General features: G+C 73.0%; 22 protein-coding genes and 2 tRNA genes. 11 read left to right on the top strand and 13 right to left on the bottom strand.

The genetic code is table 11. From position 1 onward, the window contains the following. Positions 1-37: 37 nt before the first annotated feature. The 3 genes from JQC91_RS11885 to JQC91_RS11875 all read right to left on the bottom strand — a co-directional run bounded on the left by JQC91_RS11885 (position 38) and on the right by JQC91_RS11875 (position 2,566). Positions 38-553 (bottom strand): DedA family protein, encoded by a 516-nt coding sequence (locus JQC91_RS11885; protein WP_203287019.1) that lies wholly within the window; start codon positions 551-553, stop codon positions 38-40. Positions 554-562: 9 nt separating this feature from the next. Then, the gene (locus JQC91_RS11880; RefSeq protein ID WP_203287018.1) at positions 563-1,075 is read right to left on the bottom strand and encodes a VTT domain-containing protein; all 513 of its coding nucleotides are present in this window, start codon (positions 1,073-1,075) and stop codon (positions 563-565) included. Between the two features lie 75 nt (positions 1,076-1,150). Further along, the gene (locus JQC91_RS11875; RefSeq protein ID WP_203287017.1) at positions 1,151-2,566 is read right to left on the bottom strand and encodes an NAD(P)-dependent oxidoreductase; all 1,416 of its coding nucleotides are present in this window, start codon (positions 2,564-2,566) and stop codon (positions 1,151-1,153) included. 151 nt (positions 2,567-2,717) lie between these two features. Between JQC91_RS11875 and JQC91_RS11870 the strand changes: the two genes are divergently transcribed. The 5 genes from JQC91_RS11870 (at position 2,718) to JQC91_RS11850 (ending at position 7,447) form a co-directional block, all read left to right on the top strand. Next, on the top strand, positions 2,718-3,674 hold the full coding sequence (locus JQC91_RS11870) for a tripartite tricarboxylate transporter substrate-binding protein (protein ID WP_203287016.1): 957 nt from the start codon (positions 2,718-2,720) through the stop codon (positions 3,672-3,674). A gap of 78 nt (positions 3,675-3,752) precedes the next feature. Further along, positions 3,753-4,196: a tripartite tricarboxylate transporter TctB family protein gene (locus JQC91_RS11865; protein WP_203287015.1), complete on the top strand. Its 444-nt coding sequence runs from the start codon at positions 3,753-3,755 to the stop codon at positions 4,194-4,196. Between the two features lie 59 nt (positions 4,197-4,255). Continuing rightward, complete coding sequence (locus JQC91_RS11860; protein ID WP_203287563.1) at positions 4,256-5,716, top strand: tripartite tricarboxylate transporter permease; 1,461 nt, start codon at positions 4,256-4,258, stop codon at positions 5,714-5,716. A 110-nt stretch (positions 5,717-5,826) separates the two neighbouring features. Continuing rightward, complete coding sequence (locus JQC91_RS11855) at positions 5,827-7,164, top strand: acyclic terpene utilization AtuA family protein (protein WP_203287014.1); 1,338 nt, start codon at positions 5,827-5,829, stop codon at positions 7,162-7,164. Further along, on the top strand, positions 7,157-7,447 hold the full coding sequence (locus tag JQC91_RS11850) for a DUF4387 family protein (protein ID WP_203287013.1): 291 nt from the start codon (positions 7,157-7,159) through the stop codon (positions 7,445-7,447). The genes JQC91_RS11855 and JQC91_RS11850 overlap by 8 nt, the downstream gene beginning before the upstream one ends. Positions 7,448-7,478: 31 nt before the next feature. On the opposite strand, the gene JQC91_RS11845 is transcribed toward JQC91_RS11850, so the two are convergent. Further along, positions 7,479-7,562, bottom strand: a tRNA-Tyr gene (locus tag JQC91_RS11845). Between the two features lie 80 nt (positions 7,563-7,642). Between JQC91_RS11845 and JQC91_RS11840 the strand changes: the two genes are divergently transcribed. From JQC91_RS11840 to JQC91_RS11830, 3 genes are all read left to right on the top strand, one after another. Then, positions 7,643-8,425 carry an RNA methyltransferase gene (locus JQC91_RS11840; RefSeq protein WP_203287012.1) on the top strand — a complete coding sequence of 261 codons (783 nt, stop codon included), beginning with the start codon at positions 7,643-7,645 and terminating at the stop codon, positions 8,423-8,425. Next, complete coding sequence (locus tag JQC91_RS11835) at positions 8,422-8,694, top strand: hypothetical protein (protein ID WP_203287011.1); 273 nt, start codon at positions 8,422-8,424, stop codon at positions 8,692-8,694. The genes JQC91_RS11840 and JQC91_RS11835 overlap by 4 nt, the downstream gene beginning before the upstream one ends. A gap of 205 nt (positions 8,695-8,899) precedes the next feature. After that, on the top strand, positions 8,900-9,382 hold the full coding sequence (locus JQC91_RS11830) for a CoA-binding protein (RefSeq protein ID WP_203287010.1): 483 nt from the start codon (positions 8,900-8,902) through the stop codon (positions 9,380-9,382). A 57-nt stretch (positions 9,383-9,439) separates the two neighbouring features. On the opposite strand, the gene JQC91_RS11825 is transcribed toward JQC91_RS11830, so the two are convergent. The 3 genes from JQC91_RS11825 to hisF all read right to left on the bottom strand — a co-directional run bounded on the left by JQC91_RS11825 (position 9,440) and on the right by hisF (position 12,035). Continuing rightward, on the bottom strand, positions 9,440-10,738 hold the full coding sequence (locus JQC91_RS11825; protein ID WP_203287009.1) for a PRC-barrel domain-containing protein: 1,299 nt from the start codon (positions 10,736-10,738) through the stop codon (positions 9,440-9,442). Between the two features lie 221 nt (positions 10,739-10,959). Next, positions 10,960-11,277: a phosphoribosyl-ATP diphosphatase gene (locus JQC91_RS11820; RefSeq protein ID WP_203287008.1), complete on the bottom strand. Its 318-nt coding sequence runs from the start codon at positions 11,275-11,277 to the stop codon at positions 10,960-10,962. Beyond that, positions 11,274-12,035 carry an imidazole glycerol phosphate synthase subunit HisF gene (gene hisF, locus JQC91_RS11815; protein ID WP_203287007.1) on the bottom strand — a complete coding sequence of 254 codons (762 nt, stop codon included), beginning with the start codon at positions 12,033-12,035 and terminating at the stop codon, positions 11,274-11,276. Before hisF ends, JQC91_RS11820 begins: the two co-directional genes overlap by 4 nt. 108 nt (positions 12,036-12,143) lie before the next feature. On the opposite strand from hisF, the gene JQC91_RS11810 reads away from it, so the two are divergent. After that, a complete protein-coding gene (locus JQC91_RS11810) occupies positions 12,144-12,581 on the top strand; it encodes a DUF302 domain-containing protein (RefSeq protein WP_203287006.1) in 438 nt (145 codons plus the stop codon). Here JQC91_RS11810 and JQC91_RS11805 read toward each other — a convergent pair. From JQC91_RS11805 to hisA, 3 genes are read right to left on the bottom strand one after another with little or no spacing between them, the layout of a single operon-like run. Further along, a complete protein-coding gene (locus tag JQC91_RS11805; RefSeq protein ID WP_203287005.1) occupies positions 12,578-12,799 on the bottom strand; it encodes a hypothetical protein in 222 nt (73 codons plus the stop codon). The two genes, JQC91_RS11810 and JQC91_RS11805, sit on opposite strands and share 4 nt — an antisense overlap. Next, on the bottom strand, positions 12,796-13,143 hold the full coding sequence (locus tag JQC91_RS11800) for a hypothetical protein (protein ID WP_203287004.1): 348 nt from the start codon (positions 13,141-13,143) through the stop codon (positions 12,796-12,798). The genes JQC91_RS11805 and JQC91_RS11800 overlap by 4 nt, the downstream gene beginning before the upstream one ends. Continuing rightward, on the bottom strand, positions 13,140-13,862 hold the full coding sequence (hisA, locus tag JQC91_RS11795) for a 1-(5-phosphoribosyl)-5-[(5-phosphoribosylamino)methylideneamino]imidazole-4-carboxamide isomerase (protein WP_203287003.1): 723 nt from the start codon (positions 13,860-13,862) through the stop codon (positions 13,140-13,142). The genes JQC91_RS11800 and hisA overlap by 4 nt, the downstream gene beginning before the upstream one ends. 113 nt (positions 13,863-13,975) lie before the next feature. On the opposite strand from hisA, the gene JQC91_RS11790 reads away from it, so the two are divergent. Next, on the top strand, positions 13,976-14,356 hold the full coding sequence (locus tag JQC91_RS11790) for a DUF2147 domain-containing protein (RefSeq protein ID WP_203287002.1): 381 nt from the start codon (positions 13,976-13,978) through the stop codon (positions 14,354-14,356). Positions 14,357-14,531: 175 nt separating this feature from the next. Continuing rightward, entirely contained in the window at positions 14,532-14,891 is a 360-nt protein-coding gene (locus JQC91_RS11785) for a hypothetical protein (protein WP_203287001.1), read from the top strand. Here the strand turns inward: JQC91_RS11785 and hisH are convergent. The 3 genes from hisH to JQC91_RS11770 form a co-directional block, all read right to left on the bottom strand. Next, a complete protein-coding gene (hisH, locus tag JQC91_RS11780) occupies positions 14,888-15,538 on the bottom strand; it encodes an imidazole glycerol phosphate synthase subunit HisH (RefSeq protein ID WP_203287000.1) in 651 nt (216 codons plus the stop codon). The two genes, JQC91_RS11785 and hisH, sit on opposite strands and share 4 nt — an antisense overlap. Then, on the bottom strand, positions 15,535-16,122 hold the full coding sequence (hisB, locus tag JQC91_RS11775; RefSeq protein WP_203286999.1) for an imidazoleglycerol-phosphate dehydratase HisB: 588 nt from the start codon (positions 16,120-16,122) through the stop codon (positions 15,535-15,537). Before hisB ends, hisH begins: the two co-directional genes overlap by 4 nt. 102 nt (positions 16,123-16,224) lie before the next feature. After that, positions 16,225-16,299, bottom strand: a tRNA-Gly gene (locus JQC91_RS11770). Between the last annotated feature and the right edge of the window lie 81 nt (positions 16,300-16,380).

Here is a 16,380-nt window from a genome sequence, read left to right as displayed (position 1 = left end):
GCGGGGGGAGCATAGCACACCGGACGGTCGGCGCGGGTCAGCGCGAGAAGACGAAGTCCAGCGCCGTGCCGCCCGCCGCCCCGGCGTAGGGCACCAGCACCGCCCACGCGACCGCGCCCAGCATCGTCGCGGGCACGAAGCGCCACCACTCCATCCGCGCCATGCCCGCCACCACGAAGGCGGGTGCCCGGAACGCGCCCAGCACGTGGGACAGCGCCACGAAGGGCGCGCCCCAGTTGCGGACGCGGCGCTTCAGCCGCTCGCCGCCCAGCAGACGCTTGAGCCGAGGACGCGCCTTGATCCAGGGCTCGGCCCAGCGTCCGACGGCCCAGGACGCGGTCGAGCCCACGATCGACCCCGCCCAGCCCCCGAGGACCAGCGGCAGCAGCGACACGCCCCCCACCGCCGACAGCCCCCCGGCGGCCAGGAGCACCGCCGTCGCGGGCACCAGCGCCGAGACGAAGAACAGCGTCTCCAGCATCGCGCAGAGCGCGGCGACGGCGAAGGCCCAGCCCGGGTTCGCCGCGAGGAAGGAGACCAGCGTGTCGACCATGCGGCCCCCCTAGAACAGCGCGCCGAGGAGGTCGCCCCCCAGCTTGCCCGCCATGATCGTCGCCCACGCCCACGCGAAGGCGCCCAAGATCGTGAAGGGCAGGAAGGTCCAGAGCGGCATCGCCGTCAGTCCCGACAGCGTGAACGCGACCGCCCGGAGCGGCCCGCCCAGATGGCCCACGGTCACGGCGGGCGCGCCCCATTTCTTGAAGGCCAGCCGCGCGCGGCGCATCTTCTCGCGCCGCCGCCGCATCGGCCCGAGCTTCAGCAGCGCGGGCCCGTAGAAGCGCCCGGCCGCCCAAGACAGCAGCGAGCCCGTCACCGCCCCCAGCGCCGCCCCGAGGAAGAGCGGCATGAAGTCGAGATAGCCCGCCGCCACCAACCCGCCGATCCCGAACAGGATGGCCGTGGACGGGATGAAGGCCGACACGATCAGCGTCGTCTCGGCGAGCGCGAAGAGGAAGGCGATGAGGAAGGCCCAGTCCCGATTGTCCGAGACCCAGCCGAGCACGGCGTCGATCATCGCCGTCAGATAGGGCGGGGCGCATTCCTCTGCGAAGAATGCGGGACCGATTTTCCCAGAAAATCGGATTTGCCCTCACCCGTGCGTCCCCGGATGCGGAACCTCTCCGTGCGGCGGGCCGTCGATGCCGCGCAGCGGCTCGCCCACCAAGGCGCCCGTCCGCGCGACGGCGCCGCCCGTGAGCGCCGCGTGGATGTCCTCCGCCGCGTCGCGCCCCTCGGCCACCGCCGTCACGGTCAGGTCCTCGCCCCCGGACGCGCAGTCGCCCCCGGCCCAGACCCCGTCGAGCGAGGTCCGCCCCGCGCCCGTCACCGCGATCTTGCCGCCCGAGAGGTCCAGCCCCTCGACCGCCTCCAGCCGCTGGCCGATGGCGCGGAACAGCTGGTCGGCGCGCAGGCGCACCGTCTCGCCGGTCGGCTCCATGTCCGACAGGTAGGCCAGCTCCACCTCGCGCAGGCGCCCCTCGCCGTGCAGCGCCACGGGCGCCACGTCGAACATCAGCTTCACGCCCTTGGAGGCGGCGAGGTCCTGCTCCCACCGGCTCGCGGGCATGCGATCGCGGCCGCGGCGGTAGGCGATGGTCACGTCCTCCGCGCCGAGGAGCTTGGCCTGCACGGCGGCGTCCACCGCCGTCATGCCGCCGCCGATCACCACGACGTGCCGCCCGATCGGCAGGGCCGTCAGGTCGTCCTGCTGGCGCAGCGTGGCGATGAAGTCGACGGCGTTCTCGGTCCCCGCGAGATCCTCGCCCTCCAGCCCCAAGGCCCCCACGCCGGTCAGCCCCATCCCGAGGAACACGGCGTCATACTCCGTGCGCAGCCCCGACAGGGTGATGTCGCGGCCCAAGGCGCGCTCGTGGAGGATCTCGATGCCGCCGATCCTGAGCAGCCAGTCCACCTCCGCCTGCGCGAAGCCCTCCGGCGTCTTGTAGGCCGCGATCCCGTACTCGTTAAGCCCGCCGGGCTTGGGGTTCGCGTCGTGGACCGTCACGTCGTGGCCCCGCAGCGCCAGCCGGTGCGCCGCCGACAGGCCCGCGGGCCCCGCGCCGACCACCGCGACCCGCTTGCCGGTGGACGGCGCGCGCTCGAACGGATGCTCGCCGCGGGCCATCATCGCGTCGGTGGCGAAGCGCTGGAGGCGCCCGATCTCGACCGGCTTGCCCTCGGCGGCCTCGCGGACGCAGGCCTCCTGACACAGCGTCTCGACGGGGCAGACGCGGGCGCACATGCCGCCCATGACGTTCTGCTCGAAGATCGTCCCGGCGGCGGCCTCGGGCTGGCCCGCCTGGATCTGGCGGATGAAGAGTGGGATGTCGATCGCGGTCGGGCAGGCGGTGATGCAGGGCGCGTCGTAGCAGAAGTAGCAGCGGTCGGCGGCGACCACCGCCTCGTGGGGCGTCAGCGCGGGGTGCAGGTCCGAGAAGTTCTCGGCCAAGGTCTCGGAGGACAGGCGTCCGGCGATCACGCCGTCGCGGCGGAAGTGGTCGGTCATGCGGGCCTCCCTTCGGTTCGCGTCACCCTGCCACGGCCCGGAATTTTATCAAGCGGTCAATTTTCGGCGCGCGTCGCGGGCTTGCGCGGGGGCGGGGGGTGGCTAGGGTTCGCGGCAGGCGTGCCCAAGATCGCGCCACTGGGAGGATACAATGACCATGACCATCCGCGCGGCCGCCACGGCCGCCGCTCTCCTCGTCGCAGGCGGCGCGCAGGCCGCCGAGTGCATCGCCCCCGCCAACCCGGGCGGCGGCTGGGACTTCACCTGCCGCCAGATCGGCAAGATCATGACCGACATCGGCGTCGTCGACGGCCCCGTGCAGGTGACGAACATGGCGGGCGGCGGCGGCGGCCTCGCCTACCAGACCGTCGCCAACGAGCGCACGGACGACGAGGACCTGATCGTCGCCGCCTCGCAGGCGACCGCCACGCGCCTCGCGCAGGACGCCTATGGCGGCGCCACGGCGGACCAAGTGCGCTTCCTCGGCGCGATCGGCGCCGATCCCGGCGTGATCGTGGTCGCCGCCGACAGCCCCTACCAGTCGCTGACCGACATGCTGGACGCGATGGCGGCGGACCCGTCCTCGGTGGCCTTCGCAGGCGGCTCGGCGGCGGGGGGCTTCGACCACCTCAAGGTGCTGCAGCTGGCGCAGGCGCACGGCGTCGAGGACGTGACCAAGATCCGCTACATCGGCGTGGACGGCGGCGCGGACGCGATCACCCAGACCGTGGGCGGCTTCACCCAAGGCATGACCGGCGACATGTCCGAGATCGTGGGCTTCCTCGAGTCGGGCGACGTGCGCGCGCTGGCGGTCCTGTCGGACGAGCGGGTGCCGGGCTTCGACATCCCCACCGCCAAGGAGCAGGGCGTCGACGTGGTCGCGGTGAACTGGCGCGGCCTCTACGTGCCCAAGGACATCTCCGACGCGCGCTTCGACGAGTGGGTCGAGAAGCTCCGCGCCGTGGGCGAGTCCGACGAGTGGAAGGCCGCGATGGAGGCCAACGGCCTCGCGCCCTTCACGGTGCTGGGCGCGGACTTCGAGTCCTTCATCGCCGACAACATGGAGTCCGTCGCCGCGCTCTCGCGCGAGATCGGCGTCATCCAGTAAGTCACCGGGCCTTCCGCGAGGAAGGCTCCGGAACCGGGCCGCCCTGCGGGGCGGCCCCCTCGCGCCCGGGGGACACCCATGTTCGCATCCGACCGCATCTTCGGCGCCGTCGTCGTGCTGGGGTCGCTGGCCTACGTCGCCAGCGCCAGCCAGATCGCCGCCCCATTCTTCTCGGACCCCTTGGGCTCCCGTGCCTTCCCGATGGCCGTGGGCCTCGTCGCCGCGCTCTGCGGGCTGGCGATGATGTGGAAGCCCGACGACGAGCCCGACTGGCCCCCGCTCAAGTCCCTCGGCGCGCTCGCCGTCGCGACCGCCGCGCTGGTGGCCTACGCCTACCTGCTGCGCCCCTTGGGCTTCCTGCTGCCGACGGCCGCCGCCGCCGCGCTCCTGTCCTACCAGATCGCGCCCCGCCCCGTCGCCGCGCTCCTGACGGGGATCGGCCTGTCCGCGGGCCTCTGGGCGCTGTTCCGCTTCGTCCTCGGCCTGTCCCTGCGCGGCCTGCCCGAAGGGATGGGCCTGTGACCGACATCCTCGCCAACCTGTCGCTGGGCTTCGGCATCGCGCTGTCGCCCTACACGCTGATGCTCGCGGTGATCGGCTGCTTCATCGGCACCATCGTCGGCGCGCTGCCGGGGCTGGGCCCCGCCAACGGCGTGGCGATCATGATCCCGATCACCTTCACCATGGGCCTCGACGCGGTCGCCGCGCTCGTGCTGCTCACGTCGATCTACTACGGCGCGATGTACGGCGGACGGATCAGCTCGATCCTGCTGAACATCCCAGGCGACGAGCCCGCGATGATGACCTGCCTCGACGGGCACCCGATGGCCAAGGCCGGGCGCCCCGGCGACGCGCTGGTCATCTCCGGCGTCGCCTCCTTCGTCGGCGCCACGCTCTCGACGATCGGCCTGATGTTCCTTGCGCCCGTGCTGTCGAACATCGCCTTCAAGTTCGGCCCGGCCGAGTACTTCGCGCTCTACCTCCTCGCCTTCTGCACGCTGGGCGGCATCGCGTCCAAGAACCAAGCCAAGGCCGCCTTCGCCTCCGCCTTGGGCATCATGATCGCGATGATCGGGCTGGACCCCAACTCCGGCATGGCGCGGCTGACGGGGGGCAACCTGCACCTCTACGACGGGATCGACTTCCTCGTGGCGATCGTCGGCCTCTTCGCCGTGTCCGAGGTGTTCTTCTTCATCGAGAAGCACGGGGCGCAAGGCGCGCTCAACGTCGTGCTCGGGCGCGTCACCGTCCCTTGGCGCGACATCTGGTCGACGCGCTGGACGATGCTCCGCTCCTCGGTGATCGGCTTTATCGCGGGCGTCCTGCCTGGGGCAGGGGCGTCGCTCGGCTCCTTCATGACCTACGTCACCGAGAAGTCCATCGCGGGCGAGAAGGGGGGCTTCGGCACCGGCGTGCCCAAGGGCATCGCCGCCCCCGAGGTCGGCAACAACGCCGCCGCCGGGGGCGCGCTCGTGCCGATGCTCACGCTGGGCGTCCCCGGCTCCGGCACCACCGCCGTGCTGCTGGCCGTGCTCGTGACGCTCAACATCACGCCGGGCCCGACGCTCTTTACCGACCGCCCCGACGTGGTCTGGGGCCTCATCGCCTCGCTGCTGATCGCCAACTTCGTGCTGCTGGCGATGAACGTGCCGATGGTGAAGGTCTTCGTCTCCGTCCTGCGCGCGCCGCCCGCCATCCTCATGCCCGGCGTCACGATGGTGGCCTTCGTGGGCATCTACGCGCTCACGGGCAGCTACTTCGACCTGCTGCTCGTCGTGGCCTTCGGGGTGCTGGGCTACGTGCTGCGCAAGCTCGACATCCCCACGGTGCCGGTGATCCTCGGCATCCTGCTCGGCGGCAAGATGGAGAAGCAGCTCCGCGACGCGATGGTGCTGTCGGACGGCGACTGGACCTACCTCGTCTCCTCGCCGATCAGCATAGGGCTGCTGGTGGCGGCCTTGCTCGGCTTCGTCGCGCCGATGTTCCTGCGCCGCATCCTCCGCAAGCCCGAGGTGCCCGACCATGCCAAGCCCGTCGACTAGGGGCCGCGCCGCCTGAACGCGCTGTTGCCGGGTCGCGGGCTGGTTGGACGTCCCGCGCTCGCCTACAGCGGGGGGATGACGCACCCGACGACCTCCCCGCGAGCGCAGCCTTGAGCATCCGCGTGCTCGTCCCCGCAGGCGCGCTCGGCCTCGGCTGGGACGACGAGGCGCTGGCGCGCGGCGTCGCCCGGGGCCCCGACCTGATCGCCATCGACGGCGGCTCGACCGACTCGGGCCCGTCCTATCTGGGGCGGGGCGTGTCGAAGTACTCGCGCGCGCAGATCAAGGGCGAGTGGGCGGCGCTGATCGACGCGGCGCGGCAGGCCGACTGCCCCCTGATCCTCGGCACGGCGGGCACCTGCGGCGCGGGGCGGGCGGTGGACTGGATGCTCGACATCACCCGCCAGATCCTCGCCGAGACGGGCCGCTCCGCCCGCATCGCCGTCCTGCGCTGCGACCGCGACCCGACCGCGCTGGCGGAGGCGTGGGACCGCGTCACCCCGCTGCCCGGCGCGCCGGAGGTGACGCCGGACGAGCTGGCGGCCTGCTCCAACCTCGTCGCGCTCGCCGGGGTCGAGCAGGTGCAGGAGGCCTTGGCCACGGGGGCGGACATCGTGATCTGCGGGCGCACCACGGACACCGCCATCCTCGCCGCGCTCCCCTTGGCGGCGGGCTGCGACGCGGGTTGCGCGTGGCTCGGGGCGAAGGTCGGGGAATGCGGGGCGTTGGCGACGACGCGCCCGTGGTCGGGGGTGCTGGAGCTGGACTTCGACGCGGCGGGCTGCACCGTGCGGCCCTTGGCCGAGGGGGCCGAGGCGACGCCCCAGACGGTCGCGGCGCACCTGCTCTACGAGAACGCCGACCCCCACATCCTCCACGAGCCCGGCGGCCATCTCGACTGCCGCCCCGCACGCTACGCGGCGGACGGCGAGGCCACGCGGATCGAGGGCGCGGTCTGGGTTCCCGGCCCCTACAGCGTGAAGCTCGAGGCCGCGCGCCTGACCGGCTTCGGGGCGCAGGCGCTCGCGATCGTGCGCCCGCCCCGCTACGTGCGCCACGCCCGCGCCTTCGCCGCCTCCCTCGAGGCCGAGGCCCGCCGCCGCATCGCGGACCGCCTGCCGGACGTGGCCTACGACATGGACCTCCGCCTGATCGGGGTCGACGCGGCCTTGGGCGACCTCGAGCCGGACCGGGGCGCGCCGGTCGAGGTGGGCCTGCTGCTGCGCGTCCGCGCCGCGACCCAGGAGCAGGCGCTCGAGGTCGCGCGCATCGTCAACCCGCTGCTCCTCCATCACCCGCTCGAGCCGGGCGAGCCGATGCCGACCTTCGCCTTCCCGTCCTCCCCGCCCGAGCACGCGACGGGGGCGACCTACGCGTTCGTCCTCCACCACGTCCTCGCGCTCGACGACCCGATGGACGGCTTCTCCGTGGAGGCGTTCGATGCGTGAGCTGCGCGACCTCGCCCGCGTGCGGTCCAAGAACGCGGGTCCGTTCTGGATCACGCTGGACCTGTTCTGCGACGACTACGACGCGGTGGCGGCCATCGACACGGCCGCCTTCGCCGCCCGCCTGCGCTGCGATCCGGACGCGGTCCGCCGCTTCGACCTGCCGGACCTCTCGGTGGTCAAGCTCTCGCTGCCCCGCCCGGCCCCGCAGGGCGCGTTCCACGACCGCGACATGCACGGCGCGGCGCTCGGCGCGGCGCTGGAGGGGATGACCGTCCCGGAGTGACGGAACCCGGACCGGACGAAGGGGGGGAGGTTGGTGGGCGACCCTGGAATCGAACCAGGCGTGCGTCTCCGCGAGGGAGTTACAGTCCCCTGCCACACCTTGCGGCCTGTCGCCCAACGAGCGGCGGGATAAGTCGCGTCTCCCGGAGGGTCAAGCGGTGTTGTGACGTGGGTGTCGGGGTGCCACATGACCCCCATGTCCAAGCCCCGCAAACCCGATTGGGTCATCGAGAAGGAGCGCGCCCGCCGCGAGGCGAAGGACGCGACCGTGTGGCTCTTCGGCCTGCACGCCGTGCGCGACGCGCTGCTCAATCCGCGCCGGGAGGCGCTCCGCCTGGTCGTCACGCGCAACGCCGCCGATCGGCTGGGCGACGCGCTGGCCGAGGGGCCCGAGCCCGAGATCGCGGACGCGCGCCGGTTCCCCGCCCCCCTCGACCCCGGCTCGGTCCATCAAGGGGCTGCGCTGGAGGCGCGCCCGCTGGACTGGGGCAAGCTCTCGGACCATTCCGACCCGTCGGGCGCGCCGCGCCTCGTGCTGCTCGACCGCGTCACCGACCCCCACAACGTCGGCGCCATCCTGCGCTCGGCGGAGGTGCTGGGCGCCCGCGCGGTGATCGCCCCCCACCGCCACTCCGCCCCCGAGACCGGCGCGCTCGCCAAGACGGCCTCCGGCGCGCTGGAGCGCCAGCCCTATCTTCGCGTGCCGAACCTCGGCGACGCGATGCTGCAGCTGCAGCAGGCCGGCTGGACCTGCGTGGGCCTCGACGGGGAGGCGGACGCGGCGCTCGGGGCTGCGGCGCGCGACCTCGCCGACCGGCCGGTGGCGCTGGTCATGGGGGCCGAGGGGCCCGGCCTGCGGGCACGGACGCGGGAGCTGTGCGACCGCATGGCGCGGGTCGAGGCGGCGGGCGCGTTCGGCTCGCTCAACGTCTCGAACGCGGCGGCCGTCGCGCTCTACGCCTTCGGGGCGGGCGCGTGACGACGAAGATCGCGACCTGCTGCTACTGCGGGCGGCGCACGACCCTGCGGCTGACCGCGCGGGACGGGCACGAGCTGGCCTGCGGCTCCTGCGGGGCGGCCCTGCACGACATGAAGCCCTTGAAGCCGGACGCCGCGCGCGCGGCCGCGCGCCACGCGCCCATGCCCTTGGCGAAGCCGGTGAAGCTGCGAAAGCCCAAGCGCCGCAAGCCCTTGTGGCGGAAGGTGCTGTCGGAGGTCATCGACGAGATCGAGGACATCTTCGACTGACGCGCCCGATCACGCATCCGTGGGAAAGACGCTTTTTCGGGGAGGGATCGGAACCGCCTGCGAATCGGAGCGTTTGGTTCATGTCTGTGGAGCGGCGAGATCGGAACCCTCGCCCCTCTTATCACTGTCCCTCGTTCCACACCTTCAGGCCCGCGCTCTTGCGCGGGCCTTTTTTCCGTCCGCGCCCGAGGGCAGGATCGTGGGCATGACGACCACCCCCTCCGACGACCTGATCCGCCGCGTACTGGCGAAGCCCGCCACCTTCGCCTGCGTCGGCGTCTCGGCGAACCCGGTGCGGCCCAGCCACTACGTCGCCCGCTACCTCGCCCGGCGGGGCTACCGCGTCGTCGCGGTGAACCCGGCGATCGCGGGACGGGACCTCTTCGGGACGGCGGCCGTCGGCACCGTCGCGGAGGCGGGGGCGTTCGACGTGCTCGACGTGTTCCGCCGCCCGGAGGCCGTGCCGGCGCTGGTGGCGGAGGCGTTGGCCGCGCGTCCGGGGATGCGGGCGGTCTGGCTCCAGATCGGCGTCGTGAGCCCGGAGGCCGAGGCCATGTGCGACGCCGCGGGGGTGCCCATCGTGCAGGACCGCTGCCCGAAGATCGAGTATCAGCGCCTGTTCGGCGAGCTCCGGATGGGCGGCTTCGCCACGGGGCTCATCTCGTCGCGGCTGCCCCGCGACACGTAAAGGGCCCGCCGGGGGGGAACCGGCGGGCCACTGGAAGACCTCGAAGGGACGGGACAGTCACCCTTCGAATTCAGGGAGGCCTTCCAGTTGTTCCTCGGTCGCGTCGATGTAGGCGCGGATGTCGCCGTCGGCGTCGCGCAGGATCGTCAGGCTGGGCATCGGCATCGCGACCGTGTGCTCGCCGAGGCCGAGGAAGCCGCCGACCTCGAGGATGGCGAGCGGGTGGCCGAGGCCGGACACCTCGCGGACCTCCTCGATCTCGCCGATCCGGTCGTCGCCGGGCCCGTAGAGCGGGATGTCGTCCCAGCCGCCGAGCAGAATCTCGTCGGCGGGCAGCGCGGCGTAGCCGTCGCGCTCGATCACCGGCGCGGCGAGGAGCAGGTCCTCCTGCGCCTCGGTCAGCGGCTGGGCGACGACGACGTCGTTCGCCTCGCGCTCCATCACGATGGAGGAGTCGGTCCGGGTGCCGTCGCCATCGGCCTGCGCCATGGTGACTGCCGCGTCGTCGTCGTCGGCCACGACGATGCCGTCCGTGCCCGCCCGTGCGACGCCGCCCTCGGCGAGGGTCTCCGGCGTGCCGACCATTGGCGTCTCGTCGAGATCCTCGATCCCCGCGACCACGACGTCGCCGTTCAGGCTGACCTCGCCCACGTCGCGGCGGGCCTCCTCGACGATCGTGTCGCCGCGGTCGTAGTCCGTGCCGCGCGCCGCCGACCCCGTTGTCGTCTCGGCGCCGCGCGCGGTGATGACGGCGGTGGCGGGGGTCTGCGGGTTGTCCACGACGGTGCCCGGATCGAGGATCGCGGCGTTCGTCGTGGTCCCCTCGGGCTGCATGTCGTTGAGCGGGGTCACGGGCGCGCCCTCGCGGTTCTCGACCACGTCGACGCCGCCAAGGGTGGTCTGGCCCAGCCCCTCGTAGTCGATGGCGTCCACATGCTCGGTCCGGCCCATCACGTAGGGCGTGTCGTCGGACCACGCCTCGGCGGCCTCGAGCTCGGCCCGCGTGCCGTTGGCGACCACGAGGGCCTCGCCGTCCGTGCCCGTCAGCATGGCGATGCGCGACGGGTCGATGGCGACGCGGCGCTCGCCCAGCCCGAGGAAGCCGCCGACCTCGGCCACCACGGCCTCCAGCTCGCCGGTGGGGGAGAGCACGATCTCGTCGATCTCGCCGACCTCCTCCCAGTCGGAGGCGGCATCGGCGTCTAAGGCCCCGTCGGTCAGGTAGATCCGCTCGCCCGCCAGCCCGGCGGCGGCGGTGGCGTCGAGGACCATCGCGTGGCCGTCGGCAAGGGTCGCGGTCGGGGTGGCGAGCGCCAGGGCGGCGGCCACGGCGGTGGACGTCAGAAGCGTTTTCATCTTAGGATTCCCACGTTGTCGGGATGACCTGTTTGCAGGTTGGTCAGCCGGGCAACGAGCGAGGCGGCGGGAAGGTTCCGCACCCGGACCGCCGTCTCGCGACCCCGCTTTGCAATCAGACATTTAGCGGGTGCGCATCCCTGCGCGGACCTCTTGGGGCCGGTCCGGCGGGCATGTCCGCGTCCCGCGTCGCCCGCCGATGGCCGCGAATCGAGCGGCGCTCAGCCCCCGCGCGCGGCCTTCTCGTCCAGCCCGGACGTGCCTTCCCGCGCCGCGAGGGCCGCCATCACGTCCGAGAGCGCGACGTCGCGCGCAGCGAGCATCACGAGCAGGTGATAGAGGACGTCCGCCGCCTCCTCGGTCAGGCGCGCGCGGTCGCCGCGCACCGCCTCGACGATGGCCTCGATCGCCTCCTCGCCGAACTTCTCGGCGCATTTCTCCGGCCCCTTCGCCAAGAGCCTCGCGGTCCAAGATCCGTCCGGGTCCGCGTCCTGGCGGGCCTCGATGGTCGCGGCGAGGCGGGCGAGCGGATCGGTCATGCGGGCCTCACGGGGATGCCGGCCCCGGCCATCGCGGCCTTGGCCTCGGCGATGGTGTGGGTGCCGAAGTGGAAGATCGACGCGGCGAGCACGGCCGATGCGCCACCCTCGGTGACGCCCTCGACGAGGTGCTGGAGGTTGCCCACGCCGCCCGAGGCGATGACGGGCACGGTGACCGCGTCCGAGATCGCCCGCGTGAGCGGCAGGTTGTAGCCCGCCTTGGTCCCGTCGCGGTCCATCGAGGTGAGCAGGATCTCCCCCGCGCCCTTCTCCACGGCGGTGCGGGCGAACGCCACGGCGTCGATGCCCGTGGGCTTGCGGCCTCCATGGGTGAAGATCTCCCAGCGCCCGGGCGCGACCGTCTTGGCGTCGATGGCGCAGACGATGCACTGGCTGCCGAACCGGTCCGCCGCCCGCGACAGCACGTCGGGGTCCGCCACCGCGGCGGAGTTGAACGACACCTTGTCCGCGCCCGCCAGCAGGAGGTTGCGCACGTCCTCGACCGTCCGCACGCCGCCGCCGATGGTCAGCGGCATGAAGCAGGCCTCGGCGGTCCGCGTGGCGAGGTCGAACATCGTGCCGCGGTTCTCGTGCGTGGCGTGGATGTCGAGGAAGCACAGCTCGTCCGCACCCGCCGCGTCGTAGGCGCGCGCGCTCTCCACGGGGTCGCCCGCGTCCACGAGGTCGACGAAGTTCACGCCCTTGACCACGCGCCCGTCGGCCACGTCGAGGCAGGGGATGATGCGCGTCTTGAGCATGGGCGCCCGTCTAGGCGGACCCGCGCCGGGGGGCCACCCCTCGCGCATCCGTGCGCGGCCGGGGCGGCGCCTCGCGCTAGATGTCTTGGCGCAACCCCGGAGGTCCCCATGATCCGCACTCTCGCCGCCCTCGTTCTGCTCGCCGCGCCCGCCAGCGCCGAGACGGTCACCAAACCGTCCCCCGTCTCCGTCCCAGAGACCGTCGAGCGCCTCGTCGCCGCCGTCGAGGGCGCGGGCGCGACCGTGGTGGCGCAGGTGCCCCACTCGGACGCGGCGGCCTCCGTCGAGATGGACCTGCCCGCCGCCGTGCTCGTGATCTTCGGCAGCCCGCAGGTCGGCACGCCCGTGATGCAGCAGGACCTCCGCGCCGGGCTGACCCTGCCGCTGCGGGTGCTGGTCCACGACGACGGGCAGGGGGGCACGGCGCTGACCTACCACACGGCGGAGACGCTGTTCGCCGGGATGGACGTGGACCCGTCGTCCGAGGCGGCGCAGCGGATCGACGGGGCGCTGGGCAACCTCACGGATGCCGCCGTCGCGGACTAGCGCCGCAGCGCCACCACGAGGAACGCCGCCACGCCCGCGAAGACGGGCGCGGCCCAGAGCCAGCCGCCACGCGCCATCGCGGTGGCCCACCCTTGCATGCCGTCGTCGCAGAACCGTGTAGGCATCCACGGCCGGCAGGCGTTCGCCTCGACGAACCAGCCGCCCGCAAGAGTGGCGATCAGCGCGACCACGACGCCGGCGGCGAGCGCGCGGGTCACCCGGCCCTCCGGCGCGCGACGGCCTCGGCGATCGCCGCGGCGAGCAGCAGGGCGAGGCCCACCGCGACCGCCCCGACGACCAGCCAGACGAGGATGAAGGCGGCGGCGGGCCGACGGACCGCCTGCAGGATGGCCGCCGCGCAGTCCTCGTAGCCGTAGAGCATGTTCCCGCCGCACGCGCCGTCGAAGAGCGCCGCCCCGCCCACCGCCGCGGCGTTGAGGAGGAGCATTGCCCCGCCGCCATAGAGCAGGATCCGGCGCGCGGCGCGCGCCTCGGCGTGGGGCGCGAGCAGCATCGCGGTGGCGCAGGGCAGCAGGTAGAGGGCGGCGACCGCGAGGATCATGCCGCGCGGCAGACCGCCAGCGCCTCCCCCAAGTCTATCGCGCCGTCGTAGAGCGCCCGCCCCGAGATCGCCCCCGCGATCGCGCCCGTCGCCCCGAGCGCCCGGAGGTCGTCGAGGGAGGACACGCCCCCGCTCGCGATCACGGGGATCGAGACGGTCCGCGCCAAGCCTTCGGTCGCCGCCACGTTGGGGCCGCCCATCGCGCCGTCGCGGTCGATGTCGGTGTAGATGATCGCGGCCACCCCCGCGTCCTCGAACCGCTGGGCGAGGTCGGTCGCCATCACGTCCGTCTCCTCCGCCCAGCCCTTGGTCGCCACCCGGCCCCCGCGCGCGTCGATGCCGACGGCGATCCTGCCGGGGTGCGCGCGGGCGGCGGCGCGCACGAGGTCCGGATCCTCCACCGCCACGGTCCCGAGGATCACGCGGGCGAGCCCCTTGCCGAGCCACGCCTCGATCGTCGCCATGTCCCGGATGCCGCCGCCCAGCTGGCAGGGCAGGTCGACGGCGGCGAGGATCGCCTCGACCGCGTCCGCGTTGACGGGGCGTCCGGCGAAGGCGCCGTTCAGGTCCACGAGGTGGACCCATTCGCAGCCGGCCTCGGCGAAGCTGCGCGCCTGCGCGGCGGGGTCGTCGTTGAACACGGTCGCGGCGGACATCTCGCCGCGCAGCAGGCGGACGGCCTGTCCGTCCTTCAGGTCGATGGCGGGATAGAGGATCATGCCGGGGCGATGCCCCGCCGCCGCGGCCCCCGCAAGTCCCTGCCGAAACGTCATGCTTGCCCCTGTGGACGGATCGCCGCAGCGTCCGGCCAGCTTCCTAGGGAGGGAACGACATGAAGCGCATCATCCTCGCCGCGGCCGCGGTCCTCGGAATGGCGGGCGCGGCCTCGGCCGACCCGGTCCTCGGCCGCTGGCAGTCCGAGCCGGGCGAGACCGGCGGCTACATCCGCGTCGACCTCGCGCCCTGCGGCGGTCAGGTCTGCGGGACGATCGCGTCGGTGCACGGCAACGACAACACGTCGATCGTGGGCCGCCGCATCATCTGGGACATGAACGCCAACGGCGGCGGCAGGTACTCGGGCGGGCGCATCTGGGCCCCGGACCAGGACAAGACGTACCGCTCCAAGATGGAGCTGCAGGGCGCCAACCAGCTCAAGGTCTCCGGCTGCGTCGGCCCGATCTGCCGCGGGCAGACCTGGACGCGCGTGCGCTGACGCCGCGCGCCGAGGGGGCGGGGGCGCGCGGCGTCCCGCCCCGGCAGGCCAGCGAACCATAGGATCCGACGCATCCGCCCGATGGGTGCCGGATCCGTTCGCCGGTTCCGCCCCGATCCCGCATCAGCCCGAGGGCCGTCCGCGACCCGCCGGACGCGCCACACGGGGCCCGCCGATGCGCATCGAACATCCAGATCGTCGGTCGGTCGCCGGCTTCCTCGTCCGCGACGGCGGGGCGGTGACGACCGACATGGTGCCCCTGATCTCGGCCGCGGTGGGCCTCGGCCTCGCCATCACGGGCGTCGCGGGCATCGGCCTCCACCGCGCCGGGGCCACCATCTCGAGCGGCGCGCGGGTCGCCGTCGCGGCGGATTTCGACGCGTTGACGGCTCGTGCCGCCACGGGGGTGGCGGACGGGCCGCCGCGCTCCGGCCACGCGCCCATCGCCGGCCACGGGCCGGACCCGGCCATCCTCGGCGGGACCGAGGACGACGAGGACACGAGGAGCCGAGGCGAGGGGGCGTCCCGCCCCTAGGGCGTCCACCGCAGGAAGTTCGCGATGAGCCGCAGGCCGGTCGCTTGGCTCTTCTCGGGGTGGAACTGCGTGCCGACGACGGTTCCCTTGCCCACCACCGCCGTGACCGCGCCGCCGTGGTCGGCATGGGCCAGCCGGTCCGCCGGATCGTCCACCGCCATCTGGTAGGAATGCACGAAGTAGGCGTGATCCCCCGTGGCGATCCCCTCGAGGATCGGGTGCGCGCCCTCCACCACGAGGTCGTTCCACCCCATATGCGGCACCTTCAGCCCCGCGAGGTCGAAGGCGGGGGGCGCGATGCGCTCGACGGCACCCGGCACCCAGCCGAAACCCGCCACATCCTCGTATTCGCGGCCCACGGTCGCGAGCAACTGCATCCCCACGCAGATGCCGAGGAACGGCTTCGCGTCCCGCTCGACCGCCTCGACGACCGCCTCCTCCAGCCCGTCGAACGACGCGAGCCCCCGGCGGCAGGCCGGGAAGGCGCCGTCCCCCGGCAGCACGACGCGATCCGCCCCCGCCACGTCCTCGGGGCGCGAGGACACCACGACGCGGCCCGCCCCCGTCTCGAGCGCCATGCGCTCGAAGGCCTTCGCGGCGGAATGGAGGTTACCGCTGTCGTAGTCGACGAGGACCGTGAGGCTCACAGGGTGCCCTTCGTGGACGGAATCGCGTCCGCCTTGCGGGGATCCGTGTCGAGCGCGTCGCGCAGGGACCGCGCGACCGCCTTGAACGCCGCCTCGGCCACGTGGTGCGCGTTGATCCCGCGCAGCGCGTCCACGTGGAGCGTGATGCCGCCATGGGTGCTGAAGGCTTGGAAGAACTCGCGCACGAGCTCGGTGTCGAACCCCTTGATCGCGGGGGCCGTGAACGGCACCTCCCACGCGAGGTAGGGGCGCCCGCTGAGGTCCAGCGCCGCGCGCACCAGCGCGTCGTCCATCGGCAGCAGGCACGCGCCGTAGCGCCGGATGCCGCGCTTGTCGCCCATCGCCTCGGCCAAGGCCTGACCCAGCGCGATGCCCGTGTCCTCGACCGTGTGGTGGTCGTCGATGTGGAGGTCGCCCTTGGCACGCACGGTCATGTCGATCAGCGCGTGGCGGGCCAGCTGGTCGAGCATGTGGTCGAAGAAGCCCACGCCCGTCTCGTTGTCGTAGGTGCCGGTCCCGTCGAGGTCGATCTCGACGGCGATGTCGGTCTCCGCCGTGGTGCGGGTGATCTTGGCGCGGCGCATGTCGGTCCCTCCGATGAGCCGGGATGTCGGGCGGGGTCTAGGGCAGGGGGGGCGCGACGAAAAGGCCGCCCCGATGGGAGCGGCCCTTCGTGTGACCTGGACTGGAGCGGGCGATGAGATTCGAACTCACGACCCCAACCTTGGCAAGGTTGTGCTCTACCCCTGAGCTACGCCCGCGCCGGTCCGGTGAGGGGCAGATACGGTCCCGTCTCGGGGGCCGCAAGGGGGAAATCGCGCCGCGTGCGGCTTCCCGCACCC

It is taken from the genome of Jannaschia sp. Os4, assembly GCF_016820245.1.
In the GTDB taxonomy this organism is placed as follows: domain Bacteria; phylum Pseudomonadota; class Alphaproteobacteria; order Rhodobacterales; family Rhodobacteraceae; genus Jannaschia.
This window is presented reverse-complemented; position numbering and strand designations above follow the sequence as displayed.

What these genes read in the sequence shown, in the direction of transcription:
- JQC91_RS11885 (WP_203287019.1), bottom strand. Translation starts at nt 553, where the DNA reads ATGGTCGACACGCTGGTCTCCTTCCTCGCGGCGAACCCGGGCTGGGCC.
- JQC91_RS11880 (WP_203287018.1), bottom strand. Translation starts at nt 1,075, where the DNA reads ATGATCGACGCCGTGCTCGGCTGGGTCTCGGACAATCGGGACTGGGCC.
- JQC91_RS11875 (WP_203287017.1), bottom strand. Translation starts at nt 2,566, where the DNA reads ATGACCGACCACTTCCGCCGCGACGGCGTGATCGCCGGACGCCTGTCC.
- JQC91_RS11870 (WP_203287016.1), top strand. Translation starts at nt 2,718, where the DNA reads ATGACCATGACCATCCGCGCGGCCGCCACGGCCGCCGCTCTCCTCGTC.
- JQC91_RS11865 (WP_203287015.1), top strand. Translation starts at nt 3,753, where the DNA reads ATGTTCGCATCCGACCGCATCTTCGGCGCCGTCGTCGTGCTGGGGTCG.
- JQC91_RS11860 (WP_203287563.1), top strand. Translation starts at nt 4,256, where the DNA reads ATGCTCGCGGTGATCGGCTGCTTCATCGGCACCATCGTCGGCGCGCTG.
- JQC91_RS11850 (WP_203287013.1), top strand. Translation starts at nt 7,157, where the DNA reads ATGCGTGAGCTGCGCGACCTCGCCCGCGTGCGGTCCAAGAACGCGGGT.
- JQC91_RS11840 (WP_203287012.1), top strand. Translation starts at nt 7,643, where the DNA reads ATGTCCAAGCCCCGCAAACCCGATTGGGTCATCGAGAAGGAGCGCGCC.
- JQC91_RS11830 (WP_203287010.1), top strand. Translation starts at nt 8,900, where the DNA reads ATGACGACCACCCCCTCCGACGACCTGATCCGCCGCGTACTGGCGAAG.
- JQC91_RS11825 (WP_203287009.1), bottom strand. Translation starts at nt 10,738, where the DNA reads ATGAAAACGCTTCTGACGTCCACCGCCGTGGCCGCCGCCCTGGCGCTC.
- JQC91_RS11820 (WP_203287008.1), bottom strand. Translation starts at nt 11,277, where the DNA reads ATGACCGATCCGCTCGCCCGCCTCGCCGCGACCATCGAGGCCCGCCAG.
- hisF (WP_203287007.1), bottom strand. Translation starts at nt 12,035, where the DNA reads ATGCTCAAGACGCGCATCATCCCCTGCCTCGACGTGGCCGACGGGCGC.
- JQC91_RS11810 (WP_203287006.1), top strand. Translation starts at nt 12,144, where the DNA reads ATGATCCGCACTCTCGCCGCCCTCGTTCTGCTCGCCGCGCCCGCCAGC.
- JQC91_RS11800 (WP_203287004.1), bottom strand. Translation starts at nt 13,143, where the DNA reads ATGATCCTCGCGGTCGCCGCCCTCTACCTGCTGCCCTGCGCCACCGCG.
- hisA (WP_203287003.1), bottom strand. Translation starts at nt 13,862, where the DNA reads ATGATCCTCTATCCCGCCATCGACCTGAAGGACGGACAGGCCGTCCGC.
- JQC91_RS11790 (WP_203287002.1), top strand. Translation starts at nt 13,976, where the DNA reads ATGAAGCGCATCATCCTCGCCGCGGCCGCGGTCCTCGGAATGGCGGGC.
- JQC91_RS11785 (WP_203287001.1), top strand. Translation starts at nt 14,532, where the DNA reads ATGCGCATCGAACATCCAGATCGTCGGTCGGTCGCCGGCTTCCTCGTC.
- hisB (WP_203286999.1), bottom strand. Translation starts at nt 16,122, where the DNA reads ATGCGCCGCGCCAAGATCACCCGCACCACGGCGGAGACCGACATCGCC.